17 protein-coding genes are annotated in these 18,936 nt (G+C 63.3%); 5 read left to right on the top strand and 12 right to left on the bottom strand.

Annotated elements, in window-relative coordinates; genetic code table 11:
• Positions 1-1,576: 1,576 nt before the first annotated feature.
• The gene (locus L1P09_RS05610) at positions 1,577-2,896 is read left to right on the top strand and encodes a PQQ-dependent sugar dehydrogenase (protein ID WP_235768568.1); all 1,320 of its coding nucleotides are present in this window, start codon (positions 1,577-1,579) and stop codon (positions 2,894-2,896) included.
• A 16-nt stretch (positions 2,897-2,912) separates the two neighbouring features.
• Here L1P09_RS05610 and L1P09_RS05605 read toward each other — a convergent pair whose 3' ends face one another.
• From L1P09_RS05605 to L1P09_RS05585, 5 genes are all read right to left on the bottom strand, one after another.
• Positions 2,913-3,449, bottom strand: coding sequence for a C40 family peptidase (locus L1P09_RS05605; RefSeq protein ID WP_029886610.1), 537 nt, complete (start codon positions 3,447-3,449; stop codon positions 2,913-2,915).
• 141 nt (positions 3,450-3,590) lie between these two features.
• Entirely contained in the window at positions 3,591-4,229 is a 639-nt protein-coding gene (locus L1P09_RS05600) for a C40 family peptidase (protein WP_009683957.1), read from the bottom strand.
• 127 nt (positions 4,230-4,356) lie between these two features.
• Positions 4,357-5,064: a DnaA regulatory inactivator Hda gene (hda, locus tag L1P09_RS05595; RefSeq protein WP_009683956.1), complete on the bottom strand. Its 708-nt coding sequence runs from the start codon at positions 5,062-5,064 to the stop codon at positions 4,357-4,359.
• Between the two features lie 187 nt (positions 5,065-5,251).
• Positions 5,252-6,325: an AI-2E family transporter gene (locus L1P09_RS05590; protein WP_029886609.1), complete on the bottom strand. Its 1,074-nt coding sequence runs from the start codon at positions 6,323-6,325 to the stop codon at positions 5,252-5,254.
• A 12-nt stretch (positions 6,326-6,337) separates the two neighbouring features.
• Positions 6,338-7,399, bottom strand: a complete 1,062-nt coding sequence (locus L1P09_RS05585) for a DUF2066 domain-containing protein (RefSeq protein ID WP_029886608.1) — start codon at positions 7,397-7,399, stop codon at positions 6,338-6,340.
• Between the two features lie 321 nt (positions 7,400-7,720).
• Here L1P09_RS05585 and purM point away from each other — a divergent pair, with 321 nt between their 5' ends.
• From purM to L1P09_RS05565, 4 genes are all read left to right on the top strand, one after another.
• On the top strand, positions 7,721-8,779 hold the full coding sequence (gene purM, locus L1P09_RS05580; protein ID WP_009683953.1) for a phosphoribosylformylglycinamidine cyclo-ligase: 1,059 nt from the start codon (positions 7,721-7,723) through the stop codon (positions 8,777-8,779).
• The gene (purN, locus tag L1P09_RS05575) at positions 8,779-9,432 is read left to right on the top strand and encodes a phosphoribosylglycinamide formyltransferase (protein ID WP_029886607.1); all 654 of its coding nucleotides are present in this window, start codon (positions 8,779-8,781) and stop codon (positions 9,430-9,432) included. The genes purM and purN overlap by 1 nt, the downstream gene beginning before the upstream one ends.
• Before the next feature lie 8 nt (positions 9,433-9,440).
• Entirely contained in the window at positions 9,441-10,151 is a 711-nt protein-coding gene (locus L1P09_RS05570) for a DUF3108 domain-containing protein (RefSeq protein ID WP_235768566.1), read from the top strand.
• 205 nt (positions 10,152-10,356) lie between these two features.
• Positions 10,357-10,539, top strand: coding sequence for a hypothetical protein (locus L1P09_RS05565; protein WP_029886605.1), 183 nt, complete (start codon positions 10,357-10,359; stop codon positions 10,537-10,539).
• A 45-nt stretch (positions 10,540-10,584) separates the two neighbouring features.
• On the opposite strand, the gene L1P09_RS05560 is transcribed toward L1P09_RS05565, so the two are convergent.
• The 7 genes from L1P09_RS05560 to L1P09_RS05530 form a co-directional block, all read right to left on the bottom strand.
• Positions 10,585-11,124 (bottom strand): DUF2058 domain-containing protein, encoded by a 540-nt coding sequence (locus L1P09_RS05560; RefSeq protein ID WP_054881991.1) that lies wholly within the window; start codon positions 11,122-11,124, stop codon positions 10,585-10,587.
• Positions 11,125-11,150: 26 nt separating this feature from the next.
• Positions 11,151-11,984: a nucleoside triphosphate pyrophosphohydrolase gene (gene mazG, locus L1P09_RS05555; RefSeq protein WP_232893046.1), complete on the bottom strand. Its 834-nt coding sequence runs from the start codon at positions 11,982-11,984 to the stop codon at positions 11,151-11,153.
• A gap of 124 nt (positions 11,985-12,108) precedes the next feature.
• Positions 12,109-14,349: a GTP diphosphokinase gene (gene relA, locus L1P09_RS05550; RefSeq protein ID WP_009684292.1), complete on the bottom strand. Its 2,241-nt coding sequence runs from the start codon at positions 14,347-14,349 to the stop codon at positions 12,109-12,111.
• 97 nt (positions 14,350-14,446) lie between these two features.
• Complete coding sequence (gene rlmD, locus L1P09_RS05545; protein WP_235768564.1) at positions 14,447-15,805, bottom strand: 23S rRNA (uracil(1939)-C(5))-methyltransferase RlmD; 1,359 nt, start codon at positions 15,803-15,805, stop codon at positions 14,447-14,449.
• On the bottom strand, positions 15,806-16,705 hold the full coding sequence (gene cysM / locus L1P09_RS05540; protein ID WP_125855525.1) for a cysteine synthase CysM: 900 nt from the start codon (positions 16,703-16,705) through the stop codon (positions 15,806-15,808).
• Positions 16,706-16,792: 87 nt separating this feature from the next.
• On the bottom strand, positions 16,793-18,154 hold the full coding sequence (locus L1P09_RS05535) for a sensor histidine kinase (protein ID WP_235768562.1): 1,362 nt from the start codon (positions 18,152-18,154) through the stop codon (positions 16,793-16,795).
• 1 nt (position 18,155) lies between these two features.
• Complete coding sequence (locus L1P09_RS05530; RefSeq protein ID WP_054890450.1) at positions 18,156-18,875, bottom strand: response regulator transcription factor; 720 nt, start codon at positions 18,873-18,875, stop codon at positions 18,156-18,158.
• Positions 18,876-18,936 lie beyond the last annotated feature (61 nt).

Below are 18,936 nucleotides of genomic sequence, written 5' to 3'. Positions count from 1 at the left end.
GTGACTACGCGTCGCTATCGCAGCTGGAGTTATCACGCCACCAAAAACCAGCGCTCAAGATTTCAAGCTCTGCAAAGGTGTGGGCGTTTACACCGCATAGGTATTCGTTCGCGTAGGCGGCGCCGAGTCACCTTTCCGCCCTTACGGCGGGTTACTTTGGTCTTGGCCAAAGTAACCAAAGCCGCCCGCTCCCGTCATCCGGCCCCTACGCTTCGCTCCGGGGTCCCCTCGCTACGGGCATGCTCCCGGGAGTACGCGCTGCAGGCCCCGTCCCTGGGGCCTCAGCGCTTGACGGGCATCCATGCCCGTCACCTCCCTCCGCATGCCCTTCGCTCGGCCTCCTGAAGTCGCAATCTGCGTCGCCTGTGCTACCGCGCGCTTAGAAGCAAAAGCAAAAAGCAGAAGCAACAGCAGCGCTTTCGTGGGTTTCGCACCACGCAACCAACCCCCGCACAGCCTTTGATCTGGCTGTTGATCTTGATCTTGATCTTGATCTTGATCTTCGCGACTTCAGGAGGCCGAGCGGAGGGCATGCGGAGGGAGGTGACGGGCATGGATGCCCGTCAAGCGCTGAGGCCCCAGGGATGGGGCCTGCAGCGCGTACTCCCGGGAGCATGCCCGTAGCGAGGGAACCCCGGAGCGCAGCGCAGGGGCCGGATGACGGGAGCGCAGCGTTTTTTGGTTACTTTTTGTCGCGTCTGACAAAAAGTGACTCGCCGTAAGGGCGAAAAGGTGACTATGCGTCGCTATCGCAGCTGGAGTTTTCGCGCTATCAAAACCAGCGCTCAGGATTTCAAGCGCTGCAAAGGTGTGGGCGTTTACACCGCATGGGTATTCGTTCGCGTAGGCGGCGCCGAGTCACCTTTCCGCCCTTACGGCGGGTTACTTTGGTCTTGGCCAAAGTAACCAAAGCCGCCCGCTCCCGTCATCCGGCCCCTACGCTTCGCTCCGGGGTCCCCTCGCTACGGGCATGCTCCCGGGAGTACGCGCTGCAGGCCCCGTCCCTGGGGCCTCAGCGCTTGACGGGCATCCATGCCCGTCACCTCCCTCCGCATGCCCTTCGCTCGGCCTCCTGAAGTCGCAATCTGCGTCGCCTGTGCTACCGCGCGCTTAGAAGCAAAAGCAAAAAGCAGAAGCAACAGCAGCGCTTTCGTGGGTTTCGCACCACGCAACCAACCCCCGCACAGCCTTTGATCTGGCTGTTGATCTTGATCTTGATCTTGATCTTGATCTTCGCGACTTCAGGAGGCCGAGCGGAGCGCAGCGCAGGGGCCGGATGACGGGAGCGCAGCGTTTTTTGGTTACTTTTTGTCGCGTCTGACAAAAAGTGACTCGCCGTAAGGGCGAAAAGGTGACTATGCGTCGCTATTGCAGCTGGAGTTTTCGCGCTATCAAAACCAGCGCTCAGGATTTCAAGCGCTGCAAAGGTGTGGGCGTTTACACCGCATGGGTATTCGTTCGCGTAGGCGACGCATAGGTATTCGTCCGCGTAGCAGAGGCCGCGATAAACCATCGGGAACCCTGCAAGCCCGGCCGACCTCTCACCCTCATGAGCCCGCTGCGGAGAACGCCGCCCATGAAACACCTCATACCATGGCTGCTGGCCACCAGCCTGACCGCCTGCGGCGACACCGCCCTGCTGAGTGTAAACGACGGCACCGGCCCTTCCCCCCAGCTACCCGCCCCCGTACGCACGCCCCTGCCCACCGTGAACATCGCCCCAGCAGTAGGCTGGCCGGAACATGCAAAACCCACGGCAGCCCCCGGCCTTCAGGTGAACGCGTTCGCCAGCGGCCTCGACCACCCCCGCTGGCTGTACCTGCTGCCAAACGGCGACGTTCTCGTGGCCGAGACCAATGCCCCACCCAAGCCGGATGACGCCAAGAGCCTGCGCGGCTGGGCCATGAAAAAGGTCATGGCGCGTGCAGGGGCTGGCGTACCCAGCGCCAACCGCATCACCTTACTGCGCGATGCCGATCACGATGGTTCGGCAGAAACCCAGGTGCCGTTCATCGAGGGGCTGAACTCACCGTTCGGCATGGCCTTGATAGGCGATGACCTCTACGTCGCCGACACCGACAAGCTGCTGCGCTTTCATTACCAAAGCGGCGCAACCCACATCACCGACAAAGGCCAGGTGGTAACCGCGCTACCCGGCGGCCCGCTGAACCACCACTGGACAAAGAACGTGATCGCCAGCGCCGACGGCAAACACCTTTACGTGACAGTCGGTTCAAACAGCAATGTCGCCGAGAACGGAATGGACAAGGAACAAGGGCGGGCAGCGATCTGGGAAGTGAACCCGGCCAACGGCCAGCACCGGTTGTTCGCCACCGGGCTGCGCAACCCCAACGGCCTGGCCTGGGAGCCGAACACCGGCAGCCTGTGGACTGCCGTCAATGAACGCGACGAAATCGGCAGCGACCTGGTGCCCGATTACATCACCTCCGTGAAGGACGGCGGCTTTTATGGCTGGCCCTACAGTTACTACGGCCAGCATGTGGACAGCCGTGTGCAACCGCCCGCGCCGCAAAAGGTAGCCCAGGCGCTGGTCCCCGATTATGCCGTGGGGCCGCACACCGCCTCGCTGGGGCTGGCGTTCGCCGAACCGGGCGCGCTGCCTGCGCCATTCCAGCGCGGCGCGTTCGTCGGGCAACATGGCTCTTGGAACCGCAAGCCTCACAGTGGCTACAAGGTCATTTTCGTGCCGTTCGACCGCGCAGGCAAACCTGCAGGGAGCCCGGTGGACCTGCTGAGCGGCTTCCTGGATGAACAGGGCCAGGCCAAGGGGCGCCCGGTCGGTGTCATCAACGACGGACGCGGAGCGGTGCTGGTGGCAGACGATGTGGGCAACGTGGTCTGGCGGGTGAGCAAGGCAGCCGCCACCGCGCCGTAGCCCCGATCCCCTGCTATCAGGGGTTCTGCGCCAGGTGCCCTTGTGGAATCACCCGCTTGGCCTGCAGGTAGGCTTTGGCCCAGTAGCTGTTGGACAGGTAGTCCAAGCGCACGGTGCCACCCGTGGAAGGGGCATGCACAAAGCGCCCATCACCTACGTAGATACCTGCATGGCTGACTTGCGAGCCGCCACTAGTAGCGAAGAACACCAGGTCACCGGACTGCAACGCGTTGAGGTTTACGGTGGGCGCCCGCATGACGATCATCTCCCGCGTCGAGCGCGGCAGGCTGATGCCGGCGGCATCCCGGTAAACGTACTTGATCAGGCCGCTGCAATCGAAGCCGGAATCCGGCGTATTGCCACCCCAGCGGTAGGGCGTGCCCACCAGACCAATGGCGCGAATCAACACGTCATCGGCAACCGGCGAAGGGCTGGCCTGGCTATAGGAGGTGACCTGGGGTTTTATCACAGGGGCCGGCGCTGGGGCACGGCTGGAACAGGCAGCCAGCAAGGTTGCCAAGGAGAAGAATGCGAAGCGCGCCATCGTTGCCATGGCCATAACTTCCTGTCTGAGACCGCTGCGCCGCAGCTGAAAAGAGTTGAGAAATTAGATTAGACGCTTTCTGTAAATGCGCACGGCGGCGAGCTTTTTTTCAAAAGCACCGCCGCCGTGGCAGGGTACAGCATTTTGCCATCAGTTGCGCGCGATGTTGGTCGGCGCCATGGCCAAGGCGCGCTTGGCTTCAATGAAGGTCTTGCTCCAGTAGCGGTCACCGAGGCTGTCGATGCGCACGCCACCGCTGCGGCGGCTGCTGGAGTGGATGAACTGGTTGTCACCCAGGTAGATGCCGGCATGGCTGACGCGACCGCGGCCATTGGTGCTGAAGAACAGCAGGTCACCTGGCTTGAGTTTATTGCGCGCCACTTTCGGGGCATCGACGTTGATCATTTCACGCGTGGAGCGCGGCAGGGTCATGCCCGCCTCTTCGCGGAACAGGTAGCCGATGAAGCCACTGCAGTCGAAGCCGGACTTTTCCGAGGTACCGCCGAAGCGATAACGGGTGCCGATCAACGACATGCCGCGTTCCAGGATGCTGTCGGCCAGAACCGGCAGCTGGTAAGGCTTGCTGCTGGAGAACGACGCCAGGTCATCTTCGGTAGCCAGCTCTTCCGGTTCGCCGAATACCGACGAAGGCGAGGCTTGGGTTTTAACTGCCGCCTGAGCGGCGACAGGGGTGTGATCCTGGGGCTGGGAAACCGGGCCTTGGGCCGCGCAGCCAAAAAGCAGGGTCACGAGTGCGAGTGGCACGAGGGGTGCAAAGCGCTTCAGCATGGGCACGACCGTGTCTGTAATCCTTTAGAAGGGGGAAACTATGCCCTCTATCATGGCCATTTGCAAATTTTATCGAAAAAGATGTGACTTTTTCGTTTTGCTGCTCTGGCCCAAGGATTTCAGGGGGTTACCAGCCGAGGGTTTCCTTGAGGAAAGGGATGGTGAGCTTGCGTTGGGCCTGCAGCGATGCCTGGTCGAGGCGCTCGAGCAGGTCGAACAGCGCACTCATGCTGCGTGCACCGCGGGTAAGGATGAAATGCCCGACTTCGTCGGTGAGGTGCAGGCCGCGGCGCGAGGCACGCAGTTGTAGCGCACGCAGCTTGTCTTCATCGGACAGGCCACGCATCTGGAACACCAGGGCCAGGGTCAGCCGCGACTTCAGGTCCGGCAATTTCACCGGCAATTCGCGCGGTGATGCCGAAGCGGCCAGCAACAGGCGTCGGCCGCTGTCACGCAGGCGGTTGAACAGGTGGAACATGGCCTCTTCCCAGTCTGGCTTGCCGGCGATCACATGCAGATCGTCTATGCAGACCAGTTCATACTGCGCCAGGTAGTCGAGCAGCCCTACGCCACGCTCGAGCAGTTGCGCCAGTGGCAGGTAGACCGCGGGCTCACCGCGCTGCTGGAAACGGTGCGTGGCGGCCTGCAGCAGGTGGCTGCGGCCGACACCCTGCTTGCCCCACAGGTAGATAAGGCTTTCGGTCCAGCCGGCGTCGGCTTCGCACAACCGCTCGACGTAGCCCAATGCCGCAGCATTGGCGCCCGGATAGTAGTTGATGAAGGTGGCGTCATCGCGCAGGCGCACACCCAGGGGCAACTGGATCGGTGGTTTCATGCTCGCGGGCAGTCGATGAGACCGCAGGGGGCCTTAGGTGAACAATCTGCAAAGTCTATACCCGCAACGCGGGGCGCACAATCGCGGCAACCGATAGCGCAAGCAAAATCAACAGGTTGCGCTGCAACGCCCGACACTGCGCCACGCCAGGAGCGCCCCTCATGAAGCCGCGACGCGGTGGCTGGGGTTACAGCTCTGGGTCGACCTCCCCGGCATACATGTCCGACTCTTTATAAAGATCATGCACATGCCGCAGCAGCACCATGATCACCGCCGCCACCGGCAACGCCAGCAATACCCCGGTAAAACCGAACAGCTCGCCCCCCGCGAGGATGGCGAAGATCACCGCCACCGGGTGCAAGCCGATGCGGTCACCCACCAGCAACGGAGTCAGCACCATGCCTTCCAGTGCCTGCCCGATGACGAACACCGCGACAATGCCCAGCATCGGGTACAGGTCGCCGCCAAACTGGAACAGCCCGGCCACCAGCGCCGCGCCGATGCCGATGATGAAACCCATGTACGGCACGATGGCCGCCAGGCCGGCGAGCATGCCGATCAGCAGGCCCAGTTCCAGGCCCACCAGCATCAGCCCCACCGAATAGATGATGCCCAACGCCACCATCACCAGCAGCTGCCCGCGAACGAAGGCCCCCAGTACTTCATGGCACTCGCCAGCCAGGCCGACTATCTGGGGTTCGTGTTGGCGGGGCAACAGGCTGCGCAGTTTGGCCATCATCAGGTCCCAGTCCCGCAGCAGGTAGAAGCCCACGACCGGAATCATCACCATGTTGGCCAGCCAGGCGATCAGCGCCAGGCTCGAAGCGGTCGCCTGCGACAACACCACCCCGACAATGTCGGTGGTCTGGCCCATGTGCTCGCTGATAGCCGACTTGATCTTGTCGAACTTCCAGAAACCATCGGCCAGGCCAAGCCGCTGCTGCACCCACGGCAAGGCCACGTGCTGCAACCAGTCAAGCATCTGCGGCGCCAGCTCGTACAAGCGCACCAGCTGCTTGGCCAGCATCGGCACCAGCACCAGCAACAACGCCATGAACAGCAAGGTGAACAGCGCGAACACCACCACCACACCCCATGTCCGCGACAGCCCGCGGCGCTCCAGCCAATCAACCAGCGGGTCGGCCAGGTAGGCCAGCAGAATACCGATCAGAAAGGGCGTGAGAATGTTGTGCAAGCTATAGAGCAGCACGACAACCAGTAGTATGGCGCCGAGCCAGATCCAGCGACGCAGGTCAGTCAATGTCAGTACTCCTTACCAACGAAAACGCAGGCCGTCGAACGGCGGGGGTGTAGGTTGAGGCTCGGTAGCCGGGGCCTGGCCACCCGTAGGCACCGGCGTGGCCGGTACTGCGGCGGTTTGTTCCACCGGCAGCTCCTGCAACTTGGCCAGGCCCAGCTGGGCACGCAATTGCTCACGGTTGCCGGTCACGCCGTAGGTCAGGGTGGTGCCATCAGCCAACTGCAAGCGTGGGCCATAGGGTTCCAGCACCCGAGCCAACTCGGCGTAGCGCTGCAGGTTCATCCCCTGCACCTGCACCTGCAACTGGCTGCTGGCCCCCGGCCGGGTGACATAACGCGGTGCAAGGCGGTTGCCCACCGCCAGCATCACGGCATCAGCCAGTGCGGCCTGGTCGGTGCCCTCGGCAGTGCCCTGCTCGCGCTGGTCACCCAGCCACAGTTGCCATTTACCTTGCCACTTGCCATCGGCTTCCTGGGCATGCACCGCCAGCATGGCGTCGGCGCCGTAACGCTCGGCGGCCTCGCGCAGCGGCGCCGGGTCGCTGCCTTCGAGTTGCTTGGCATTGGCCACCAATTGCTCCTGCAGGTCGGCCAGCGGCAGGCGCAGCGGCAAACCGCGGTGCTGGGCGGCACGCCGCAGTGGCTGGGCACTGGGCTGGCCATCACCGACCAGGCTGCTGCCTTCGACACTGTCATTGAGCCACCAGCTGAGGATCGACGGCCGGTTGCTCCCCCACAAGGCCAGGCCAGCCTTGCGCAGTGCGCGCTCGGTACTGCCCGGGTCGAACTCGACCACAACCGATTCCGGCGGGCCCGCCTCGGTGCCGACCTGGTTGATGATTTGCTGCGGGTCTTTGCGCAGGCCCGCCAACCCTGGGCTTTGCACCGCCTTGGGGTCACCGGTCAGGCGCAGGATGAGGGTTTCGAGGGCCTTGCCGGTAGCGGCTGTACGCGCTTCGGCGCCCTGCCCCGCAAACGGTTCGTGCACCTGGTAAAGGTCGGAGACGTTTTCAGCCATGGCGGCGGCCGACACAAGGGCCAGGCAACCGGCTGCCAGAATAGAGATCAAGCGCATCGAGGATTCCGTCCAGTCGTGCTTCAAGCCGTGAGCTTCACGCTACAAGCTTAATGCAGCGCCAACGCGGCGCTGCATTTTCTTGCGGCCTGAGGCTCGCTGGTTGCAGCTTATACATATGCAACCCCATCAACCACCCCGGGCCATTTTTCAGCAATTTACCGGCCTGCCCGTCGGCCTGAGGATGGCCGCTGCCCGGCAACCCTGATAAAATCGCGCGCCTTCACAGACCACTGACGTTTCAGGCAGCCGTCGCTCACCCGCCGGCCTTGGCCGCCATGGTCGTTTTTAAGAATCCCTCCCTCCTAAAGGCCTGGATCAATGAGCAAGCAACCCTCCCTGAGCTACAAGGACGCCGGTGTAGACATCGACGCCGGCGAAGCACTGGTCGAACGCATCAAGGGCGTGGCAAAACGCACCGCACGCCCTGAAGTCATGGGTGGCCTGGGCGGCTTCGGCGCCCTTTGCGAGATCCCGGCCGGCTACAAGCAGCCGGTGCTGGTCTCCGGCACCGACGGCGTCGGCACCAAGCTGCGCCTGGCGCTGAACCTCAACAAGCATGACAGCATCGGCCAGGACCTGGTCGCCATGTGCGTCAACGACCTGGTGGTGTGCGGCGCCGAGCCGCTGTTCTTCCTCGACTACTACGCCACCGGCAAGCTCAATGTCGACGTGGCTGCCACCGTGGTCACCGGCATCGGTGCCGGTTGCGAACTGGCCGGCTGCTCGCTGGTCGGTGGTGAAACCGCCGAAATGCCTGGCATGTACGAAGGCGAAGACTACGACCTGGCCGGTTTCTGCGTGGGCGTGGTGGAAAAGGCCGACATCATCGACGGTTCCAAGGTTGCCACCGGCGATGCACTGATCGCCCTGCCGTCCTCCGGCCCGCACTCCAACGGCTACTCGCTGATCCGCAAGATCCTCGAAGTGTCGGCCACCGACATCGAGAACACCCAGCTGGGCGGCACCCCGCTGACCGACCTGCTGATGGCCCCGACCCGCATCTACGTCAAGCCGCTGCTGCAGCTGATCAAGAACACTGGCGCAGTCAAAGCCATGGCCCACATCACCGGTGGCGGCCTGCTCGACAACATCCCGCGCGTACTGCCGAAAAACGCCCAGGCCGTGGTAGACGTGGCCAGCTGGCAGCGCCCGGCGGTGTTCGACTTCCTGCAGGAAAAAGGCAACGTCGACGAGCACGAAATGCACCGCGTGCTGAACTGTGGCGTTGGCATGGTCATCTGCGTCGCCCAAGACCAGGTCGAAGCGGCCCTGAACGAACTGCGCGCCGCCGGTGAACAGCCATGGGTCATCGGCCACATCGCCGAAGCCGCCGAAGGCGCCGCCCAGGTCGAGCTGCAGAACCTCAAGGCACACTGATGCCGAGCAAGACCTGCAATGTAGTGGTACTGCTGTCGGGTTCCGGCAGCAACCTGCAAGCCATGATCGACAGTTGCCAAGGCCAGGACAGCCCGGTGCGCATTCGTGCGGTGGTCTCCAACCGCGCCGATGCCTTCGGCCTGCAACGCGCCGCAGCCGCCGGCATTGAAAGCGCCGTGCTTGACCACACCCGGTTCGACGGCCGTGAAGCCTTCGATGCAGCGCTGATGGCGCGCATCGACGGCTTTGCCCCGGACTTGGTAGTGCTGGCCGGGTTCATGCGCATCCTCAGTGGCGACTTCGTGCGCCACTATCAGGGCCGCCTGCTCAACATCCACCCGTCGTTGCTGCCCAAGTACAAAGGCCTGCATACCCACCGCCGGGCGCTGGAGGCAGGCGACGCCGAGCATGGCTGCAGCGTACACTTCGTGACTGAGGAACTCGATGGCGGCCCACTGGTCGTACAGGCAGTAGTGCCGGTGGCGCCAGACGACACCGTCGAAAGCCTGGCCCAGCGGGTTCACCAGCAGGAACACCTGATCTACCCGCTGGCAGTGCGCTGGTTTGCCGAAGGCCGCTTGCGCCTTGCTGAACAGGGTGCATTACTGGACGGCCAGCCGCTGGCGGCCAGCGGTCACTTGATTCGATCCTAGGAGAAACTATGCGTCGTGCCCTGCTCTTGGCTCTTGCCGTGCTCGCCCTGCCGCTCCAGGCAGCTGATCTGAAGCCCTTCTCGGCCAGCTACACCGCCGACTGGAAGCAGCTGCCCATGAGCGGCACCGCCGAGCGCAGCCTGGTCAAAAATGCCAACGGTACCTGGGACCTTAACTTCAAGGCTTCCATGATGATCGCCAGCCTGACCGAGCAAAGCACCCTGCGCCTGGAAAACGACACCCTGCTGCCACAGAAGTACCACTTTGAGCGTGGTGGCCTGGGCAAGGCCAAGAAGGTCGACCTGAACTTCGACTGGAACACCAAGAAAATCACCGGTAGCGACCGGGGCGACGCCATTACCCTGCCGCTCAACCGCGGGGTACTGGACAAGTCTTCCTACCAGCTGGCCTTGCAGCATGACGTGGCGGCAGGCAAGAAGAGCATGACTTACCAGGTAGTCGTTGGCGACGAGATCGACAATTACGACTTCCGCGTGCTGGGCACTGAAAAAGTCACCACCAAGACCGGCCAGGTCGATGCGGTGAAGGTCGAGCGCGTGCGCGACCCAAGCCAGAGCAAGCGTATCACCGAGCTGTGGTTTGCCAAGAACTGGGACTACCTGCTGGTGCAACTGCGCCAAGTGGAGACCGATGGCAAGGAGTATGTGATCGTACTGCAGGATGGTACGGTCGATGGCAAGCCGGTGAAGGGTAACTGAGCCCGCGTTGCCAGTGACATCCGATAGCCCCGCCTAGTGCGGGGCTTTTTTGTGCCTGCACAAGGCCGCTCCCACATTTTTTGACCGCGTTCGGCCTTCATGAAACTTGTTTCATGCCCATTTTATTTACTTAGGCTGCTAACAAACCCTATAAAGAAGGTGTGCGACAGAGTGTCGCAGCCCTCTCAAGAAGTGGAGTTTAACGATGACAGTCCAAGTAACCGAACGCGACGAATCGAAAATGTCCCACGAAGGCGTGGCCGCTGGCGTACGCATCTGGGATGTGCACCAGCAAGGTCAACTCGTCGGCATGTTCCACAATGAACACGAGGCCCACCAGTATCGGGCAGAGCTCGAGAACCTGGAAAACCAGCGCACCACGCAATGACCCCATTCGTCATGAAAAACCCCGCCGAAGCGGGGTTTTTCGTTTTTACCACATCAGATCGTCAGGGATCTTGTAGGCCGCGTACGGGTCATCTTCGTCCGCTTCCTCAACATGGGTGTTCAGCAACAGGATACGGCTGGGGTCGCGTTCCTGGATCTTCACCGCTGCTTCGCGCGGGATCACCTCGTAACCGCCGGCATGGGCCACCACCGCCAACGAACCGTTGCTCAGCTTGGTACGCATCAGCGCGTTGACGGCGATACGCTTGACCTTCTTGTCGTCAACGAAGTTGTAATAGTCCTCTGTGCTCAGCTTGGGCAGGCGCGTGGCTTCGATCAGTTGCTTGATCTGTGCGGCACGGGCCTTCTGCTCCGCCTTTTCCTGCTGCTGGCGGTTCAGCTCCTGGTCGCGCTTGACCTTTTCGGCCATGGCTTCCTTGGCCAGACGCTGCTGGCTGTCGTCGACGTCGACCTGGCCTTTGTGCTCCATGCGCTTCTGTTTCTTTTCAGCTTTGTTGGTCTGCGAGACCTGTTTCTGGTTGACCAGACCGGCTTTGAGCAATTGGTCGCGAAGGGAAAGGCTCATGAATGTTCACTCACTTATGCAACAGCTCAGCCGCAGCTGGGCAGGTTCTTTTCCTGACGCTTGGCTTCGCCCCACAGGGCGTCCAGCTCGTCAAGGTTACACGCTTCAATAGGGCGACCGCTGTCGCGCAATGCCTGTTCGATAAAGCGGAAACGCCGCTCGAACTTGCGATTGGCGCGGCGCAGGGCATGTTCCGGATCTAGCTTGAGGTGGCGCGCCAGGTTCACGGCCGCGAACAGCAGGTCACCGACCTCATCTTCGAGCGCATCGGCATCGCCATCGGCCATGGCCTGTAGCACTTCGTCCAGTTCTTCACGGACCTTGTCCAGCACCGGCAGCGCTGCAGGCCAGTCGAAGCCGACCGTGGCCGCACGCTTTTGCAGTTTGGCCGCCCGCGACAGCGCCGGCAAGGTCGTGGGTACGTCGTCGAGCAGGGACAACTGCTCAGGCAGGCTTTTTTCCGCCCGTTCCTGGGCCTTGATTTCTTCCCAGCGCGACTTGACCTGGGCCTCGCTCAAGCGGGGGGTGTCCAGCGGCGCATACAGCTCACCCGTGGGGAACACATGCGGGTGGCGCCGAATGAGCTTGCGGGTGATGCTGTCGACCACGCCATCGAACTCGAAACGCCCCTCCTCCCTGGCCAGCTGGCTGTAGTAGACCACCTGGAACAGCAAGTCGCCCAGCTCACCTTGCAGGTGCTCGAAGTCACCGCGCTCGATGGTGTCGGCGACTTCGTAGGCCTCTTCGAGGGTATGCGGGACGATGCTCGCGTAGTTCTGCTGCAGGTCCCATGGGCAACCGTACTGCGGGTCGCGCAGGCGGGCCATGAGGTGCAGCAGGTCTTCGAGGGTGTAGGTCATTCAGGCAGGTCCTTCGGTGGTGGCTTCATCGCGGGCTTGCCCGCTGCCACAGGGTGGATGCAGGTTTCGAAAACTGCACCGTACCTGTGGGAGCGGGCAAGCCCGCGAAGCAGGCGCCGCGATCTCAAGGGGTACGGTTACGCCGCGTCTCGATGATGTTCGGCAACTGCGAGATGCGCCCCAACAACCGCCCCAGCGCGTCCAGGCCTGGAATTTCGATGGTCAGCGACATCAGCGCGGTGTTGTCTTCCTTGTTCGAGCGGGTGTTCACCGCCAGCACGTTGATCTTCTCGTTCAGTAGCACCTGCGACACATCGCGCAGCAACCCCGGGCGGTCGTAGGCACGGATGACGATGTCGACCGGGTAGGTCTGCACCGGTATCGGCCCCCAGCTCACCTGGATCATGCGCTCCGGTTCCTTGCCTGCCAGTTGCAGCACCGAGGCGCAATCCTGGCGGTGAATGCTCACGCCACGGCCTTGCGTGATGTAACCGACGATGGCATCGCCCGGCAGTGGCTGGCAGCAGCCGGCCATCTGCGTCAGCAGGTTGCCAACCCCCTGGATCTGGATGTCGCCACGCTTGCCGGAACGCGGCCCGGCAGGCTTGCGCGGCACCAGTTCGATCTGCTCGATGCGCTCGGGCTCCAGCAACTGCTGGGCAGCGTTGACCAGGTGCGCCAGGCGCAGGTCGCCAGCACCGAGCGAAGCGAACATGTCTTCGGCGGTCTTGACGTTGGTTTTCTCCGCCAGGCGCTCGAAGTCCACCTGCGGCAGGCCCAGGCGGCTGAGCTCCCGTTCGAGCAAGGTCTTGCCGGCGGCCACGTTCTGGTCGCGCGCCTGCAGCTTGAACCAGTGCACGATCTTGGCCCGGGCCCGCGACGTGGTGACATAGCCCAGGTTGGAGTTCAACCAGTCACGGCTCGGGTTGCCGTGCTTGCTGGTGATGATCTCGACCTGCTCGCCCGTCTGCAGGCTGTAGTTCAGCGGCACGATCCGGCCGTTGATCTTGGCGCCGCGGCAGTTGTGGCCGATTTCGGTGTGCACGCGGTAGGCGAAGTCCAGCGGTGTCGCACCCTTGGGCAGGTCGATGGCATGCCCGTCCGGGGTAAACACATAAACCCGGTCCGGCTCGATGTCGACCCGCAGTTGCTCGGCCAGGCCACCGATGTCGCCCAGCTCTTCGTGCCATTCCAGCACCTGGCGCAGCCAGGAGATCTTTTCTTCGTAGTGGTTGGAGCTTGGCTTGACGTCGGTGCCTTTGTAGCGCCAGTGGGCGCACACGCCAAGCTCGGCTTCCTCGTGCATGCCGTGGGTACGGATCTGCACTTCCAGCACCTTGCCCTCAGGCCCGATTACCGCCGTGTGCAACGAGCGATAGCCGTTCTCCTTGGGGTTGGCGATGTAGTCGTCGAACTCTTTGGGGATGTGCCGCCACAAGGTGTGGACGATGCCCAGTGCGGTATAGCAGTCGCGAATTTCCGGCACCAGCACACGCACTGCGCGCACATCGTAGATCTGGCTGAATTCCAGGCCTTTGCGCTTCATCTTGCGCCATATCGAATAAATGTGTTTTGCCCGCCCGCTGATGTCGGCTTTCACCCCGGTGGCCAGCAGTTCGTTCTGCAGCTGGTTCATCACGTCGCTGATGAACCGTTCGCGGTCCAGCCGGCGCTCGTGCAGCAACTTGGCGATCTGTTTGTACTGCTCGGGCTCCAGGTAGCGGAAGGACAAGTCCTCCAGCTCCCACTTGATATGGCCGATACCCAGGCGGTGCGCCAACGGCGCATAGATGTCGAACACCTCACGCGCGACACGCAGGCGTTTCTCATCGTCGGCCGCCTTGACCGCACGGATGGCGCAGGTCCGCTCGGCCAGCTTGATCAGCGCCACGCGTACGTCGTCGACCATGGCCACAAGCATCTTGCGCAGGTTTTCGACCTGCGCCTGCGAGCCCAACACCAGCGACTGCCGCGGGCTGAGGCTGGCGCTGATGGCGGCCATGCGCAGCACGCCGTCGATCAGCTTCGAGACCACCGGCCCAAAGCGCTGGCTGACCTCGGCCAGCGTGACCTTCCCCTCGCGCACCGAACGGTAGATGACCGCGGCCACCAGCGAATCCTGGTCGAGCTTGAGGTCGGCGAGGATTTCGGCAATTTCCAGCCCTGCCTGAAAGCTGGACGTGCCGTCCGCCCAGGAATGCTTGGCGGGGTTGCCCTTTTTTTCGACCTCGTGAGCAAACTCGCAGGCTTCTTTCAGCGCTGCGCGATCCAGTGCCGAATCGACACTTACCACATGATCCAGCCATGCATCGAGATTGATACTGCCGTCCGTGTTGACCGGCTGGTGCACTCTCACCTGTACCATCTTGTTTTACCTTTCCATACAGCGCTGCACTCACGGCGGCGCTGGCGATCACCGTACAGCCACCCTTCCGTGGCGGCCGCACCAAGGGGCCAGTCAGCTAGCCCGCTTCGAATAACGCCATGGCCTCGACATGCGCCGTTTGAGGAAACATGTCGAGAATCCCGGCCCGTGTTAACCGGTACCCCTGGCCGGCCAGCACCTGGGCGTCTCGCGCCAGTGTGGCCGGGTTGCACGATACATAGACCAGCCTGCTGGCCTTGAGGCGGGCGATGCCTTGCACCACCTCGTAAGCACCGTCGCGCGGTGGGTCCAAGAGTACCGCAGAAAAGCCCTCGGCGGCCCATCCGGTGCCGGCCAATGGCTGCGATAAATCGGCCTGAAAAAACCGTGCGTTATGCACATTGTTGTTTCTGGCGTTGGCCGCGGCCCGATCGACCATGGCTTGCACACCTTCCACTGCCACCACTTCACGCGCCTGGCGTGCCAGCGGCAGGGCGAAGTTGCCCAGGCCGCAGAACAGGTCGAGCACCCGCTCATCGGCCTGCGGCGCAAGCCAGGCCAGCGCCTGCTCGATCATCGCCGTATTGACCTGGGCGTTGACCTGCACGAAGTCGCCAGGGCGCCAGGCCAGCTCAAGCTGCCACGGCGCCAGGGCAAAGCCCAATGGCGCCGCAGGTTCGACGGGCGCCGGTTCACCTTCGCCTTGCAGCCATAACTGCGCGTTGGCCTGCTCGCAGAACGCCTGCAACCGGGCCAGGTCCTGCGCCGGCAATGGCGCCACATGGCGGACCAGCAGCGCTTCGGCAGAGCCGCTGAACAGCTCCACATGGCCCAGGGCCTGCGGTTTTTCCAGCGAACGCAGCACGGTCGGCAGGTGGCGCAGAATCGACTGCAAGGGCTGTACCAGCACCGGGCAATCGTCGATGGCGATGATGTCCTGGCTGGCTTCGGCACGGAAGCCGACCTGCAGCTGGCGCGCCTTGACGTCCCAGCGCACTGCCACGCGAGCACGGCGCCGGTAGCCGAACGCCGGCCCGCTGAGCGGCGGCGCCCAGGCGTCGGGCTGCACACCGGCCACCCGTTGCAGTTGTTCGGCCAAGGTCCGCTGCTTCAACGCCAGTTGCGCCTCGTGCGGCAGGTGCTGCAGGGTGCAGCCACCACAGCGGCTATAGTGCCGACAGGGCGCTTCACGGCGCTCGGGGCTGGCCTGCAGCACACGCTCCAGGCGGGCCTCGACCACCTTGCCGCGTGCATTGAGCACCCGCGCTTCCACGGCCTCACCGGCCAGGGCGCCACTGACGAACCAGGTACGCCCTTCATGGAAGGCAATGCCGCGGCCGTCGCCGGCCAGGCGCTCGATGTCCAGGCGCTGCTTCTTGCCCACGGGGACCTGGGGGCTGCGGCTACCGCCGGCCGGCTGGAAGCGCAGGCCGCTGTTGGTTTTTTTCTTGGTCATTTAACTGGGATCGAACAGGCCGGTGGACAGGTAACGGTCACCGCGGTCGCAAATGATCGCCACCATTACTGCATGCTCCACCTCACGGGACAGGCGCAGCATGGCGGCAACCGCACCACCGGAAGACACGCCGCAGAAAATGCCCTCTTCGCGGGCAAGGCGGCGGGTGGTGTCTTCGGCTTCCTGCTGCGACATGTCGACCACGCGGTCTACGCGCGTGGCGTCGAAGATCTTTGGCAGGTACTCCTGCGGCCAACGGCGGATACCCGGGATGGCCGAACCTTCCATCGGTTGCAGGCCGATGATCTGCACGGCCGGGTTTTGCTCCTTGAGGTACTGCGAGCAGCCCATGATGGTGCCGGTGGTCCCCATGGAGCTGACGAAATGGGTGACGCTGCCCTGTGTCTGCTGCCAGATTTCCGGGCCGGTGCTGTTGTAGTGGGCCACCGGGTTGTCACCGTTGGCGAACTGGTCCAGCACCAGGCCGCGGCCTTCACGCTGCAGCTTGTCGGCCAAGTCGCGGGCACCTTCCATGCCCTCTTCCTTGGTCACCAGAATCAGCTCGGCGCCGTAGGCGGTCATGGCCGCCTTGCGCTCAGCGGTGGAGTTGTCCGGCATGATCAGGATCATCTTGTAGCCCTTGATCGCCGCCGCCATCGCCAAGGCGATGCCGGTGTTGCCGGAGGTGGCTTCGATCAGGGTGTCACCGGGCTTGATCTGGCCACGCAGTTCGGCGCGGGTGATCATCGACAGGGCCGGGCGGTCCTTCACCGAGCCGGCGGGATTGTTACCTTCGAGCTTGAGCAGGAGGGTATTGCTGGTTTGGCCAGCAATGCGCTGCAGGCGAACCAGTGGCGTATTGCCGACGCAATCGGCGATGGTTGGGTACTGCGAGGTCATGGTGTATTTCACAATCCGGACGGCAGGGGCGCCTATCATACCGGCAAACCCTTCCCCGCCATATCACGCAATCTGTAGTGGATATAGCTACAGGCTATATGATGGGGGCTGCTGCACCGGCAACCTCATGCACAGGCGTAACCCGCGCTTGCCGTTCTGCGCCCACAGCGTGCCACCCTGGCGCTGGATGGCGCTGCGGGCAATGCTCAGCCCCAGGCCAAAGCCACCCATGCCGGGCCGCGAACCTTCCAGGCGCAAGAACGGCGCGAAAATCCGCTCCAGCTCATCGTCGCCCACGCCACCGCCCTCGTCTTCCAGCCACAGGCACCAGTAGCCACCTTCGCGCTGCCCACCCAAGCGCACGACACCGTCGGCCGGCGAATACCGAATGGCATTGCGCAGCAGGTTCTCCAGCGCCTGGGCCAAGTGGTTGAGGTTACCCTGCACCCAGCAACCGTCTGGTACCTCGCAACGCAGCCGCGTGGGCGCCCAGCCACTTTCATAGCAGGCATTCTCGGCCAGCAGGTCCCACAAGGCGTGAACCTCGATCGGCTCCAGGTTCATCGGCGCACGCTCGGCGTCCTGCCAGGCCAGTTGCAGGGTTGCCTCGACCAGTTGCTGCATGCCGTCCAGTTCCCGGCCGAGGCGCTCGCGCAGGCGTTGCAGATCGGTTTCCCCGTCGCAAGCCACGCGCAAACGGCTCAGGGGGGTGCGCATTTCATGGGACAAGTCGCGCAGCAGCTGTTGTTGCAGGGTGACGGTGCCCTGTAGCCGCTCGGCCATCTGGTCGAAGGCGCGGGCCAGTTCCCCCAGCTCGTCGTGCCGGGCGATGAGCCGCGAATCAAGGCGAGCCGAAAGCTGGTCGGCACGCCAGGCCCGGGCCTGCTCGCGCAGTTGGTTCAACGGCACGATCAGCATGCGGTACAGGCCCACGCACAGCAGCAAGGTGAACAGGCCCGGGATGATGCCGTTGGTGATGATGCGCCACAGCACGCGGTGCTGGTCCGGGTTGAAGCGCTTGGGCAGTTCGATCACCAGCATGCCCTGCTCGGGCGCACCGGGGAACGGGATGCGTAGCCACGGCTGCTCGACGCTGCGCCGGCTCATCGGCCAGTCGACCCCACGCAGGCGGGTCAGCCGCTGCATGATCTGCGGGTTGAGGGCCGCGCTGTCGAGCGGTTTCAGGTTGATATCGAGCACACCCACCCAGCCATGTTCACGCTGGTGCATCGCCGCCACCCACTGGTCCAGCCCGGCCCGACCACCGCTGCGCCAGGCCTGCTCGGCCTCGCTGGCATAGCCGCGCAAGGTCTGGCGCGCCGGCTCCGACAAGAAGGCGTTCTGCAGCTCCATGCGCTGGCCCCAGGTGTAGCTGAGGCCGATCATCAGTAGGCAGAAGCCGACCAGCAGGATGGCCAGTTTCCAGAACAGCGAATGGCGGTCGAGCATGCTATTGCGCCTCACCCACGCCGAACACGTAGCCCTTGCCCCATACGGTGCGGATCTGCAACCCCTGATAACCGATGCCCTTGAGCTTGCGGCGGATCTGGCTGACATGCATGTCCAGGCTGCGGTCGTGCCGCGAATAGCCGCGTTGCAACACCTGCTGGTACAGGAACGCCTTGCTCAGCACTTCCTCCTGGTTGCGGTAAAGGGTGTCGAGCAGGCGAAACTCGCTGGGGGTCAGCCCGGCCAGACGGCCATCAAGGCGCACATCGCACAGGCCCTCGTCGAAGTGCAGCGCGCCCGCCTCTGCCGGCGGCTGCGGCGCCTGGTAGCGGCGTTCGAGCGCTACACGGCGCAGGATCGCTTCAATGCGCACTTGCAGCTCAGCCATGCTGAAGGGTTTGGGCAGGTAGTCGTCGGCCCCGCGCTGAAAGCCGCTGATGCGGTCTGCCTCGGCGCCCAGCGCCGACATCAGAATCACCGGTGTGGTACTGCGCTGGCGCAACTGGGCCAGCGCATCCAGACCATTCAACCCAGGCAGCAGAATATCCATGAGCACCACGTCGAAGACCTGGCGGCCTGCCGTTTCCAGGCCCTCCAGGCCACTGCGGCACCAGGTGACGTGGAAGCCACCGCGCTGCAGCTCTTCATGCAGGTAGGCGCCCAGCACCGGGTCGTCCTCGATGGCGAGGACACTGGAGTTGTGAATAGCTACAGGACTCATTGGCAACTGCCATGCATTCTCAATTACGCGATTATTGTGTATGTGCGCCCTGCCAGGCAAC

It is taken from the genome of Pseudomonas juntendi, from assembly GCF_021560075.1.
Lineage (GTDB): Bacteria > Pseudomonadota > Gammaproteobacteria > Pseudomonadales > Pseudomonadaceae > Aquipseudomonas > Aquipseudomonas juntendi.
The sequence above is the reverse complement of the archived record's forward strand: the minus strand, read 5'-3'. Positions and strand labels throughout refer to the sequence as shown.

Excerpts from the sequence above, each read along its gene's own strand:
- purM (WP_009683953.1), top strand. The coding sequence starts at position 7,721 with ATGAGCAAGCAACCCTCCCTGAGCTACAAGGACGCCGGTGTAGACATC.
- relA (WP_009684292.1), bottom strand. The coding sequence starts at position 14,349 with ATGGTACAGGTGAGAGTGCACCAGCCGGTCAACACGGACGGCAGTATC.
- L1P09_RS05535 (WP_235768562.1), bottom strand. The coding sequence starts at position 18,154 with ATGCTCGACCGCCATTCGCTGTTCTGGAAACTGGCCATCCTGCTGGTC.
- L1P09_RS05600 (WP_009683957.1), bottom strand. The coding sequence starts at position 4,229 with ATGCTGAAGCGCTTTGCACCCCTCGTGCCACTCGCACTCGTGACCCTG.
- rlmD (WP_235768564.1), bottom strand. The coding sequence starts at position 15,805 with ATGACCAAGAAAAAAACCAACAGCGGCCTGCGCTTCCAGCCGGCCGGC.
- mazG (WP_232893046.1), bottom strand. The coding sequence starts at position 11,984 with ATGACCTACACCCTCGAAGACCTGCTGCACCTCATGGCCCGCCTGCGC.
- L1P09_RS05530 (WP_054890450.1), bottom strand. The coding sequence starts at position 18,875 with ATGAGTCCTGTAGCTATTCACAACTCCAGTGTCCTCGCCATCGAGGAC.
- purN (WP_029886607.1), top strand. The coding sequence starts at position 8,779 with ATGCCGAGCAAGACCTGCAATGTAGTGGTACTGCTGTCGGGTTCCGGC.
- L1P09_RS05585 (WP_029886608.1), bottom strand. The coding sequence starts at position 7,399 with ATGCGCTTGATCTCTATTCTGGCAGCCGGTTGCCTGGCCCTTGTGTCG.
- L1P09_RS05560 (WP_054881991.1), bottom strand. The coding sequence starts at position 11,124 with ATGAGCCTTTCCCTTCGCGACCAATTGCTCAAAGCCGGTCTGGTCAAC.
- L1P09_RS05610 (WP_235768568.1), top strand. The coding sequence starts at position 1,577 with ATGAAACACCTCATACCATGGCTGCTGGCCACCAGCCTGACCGCCTGC.
- L1P09_RS05570 (WP_235768566.1), top strand. The coding sequence starts at position 9,441 with ATGCGTCGTGCCCTGCTCTTGGCTCTTGCCGTGCTCGCCCTGCCGCTC.
- hda (WP_009683956.1), bottom strand. The coding sequence starts at position 5,064 with ATGAAACCACCGATCCAGTTGCCCCTGGGTGTGCGCCTGCGCGATGAC.
- cysM (WP_125855525.1), bottom strand. The coding sequence starts at position 16,705 with ATGACCTCGCAGTACCCAACCATCGCCGATTGCGTCGGCAATACGCCA.
- L1P09_RS05565 (WP_029886605.1), top strand. The coding sequence starts at position 10,357 with ATGACAGTCCAAGTAACCGAACGCGACGAATCGAAAATGTCCCACGAA.
- L1P09_RS05605 (WP_029886610.1), bottom strand. The coding sequence starts at position 3,449 with ATGGCAACGATGGCGCGCTTCGCATTCTTCTCCTTGGCAACCTTGCTG.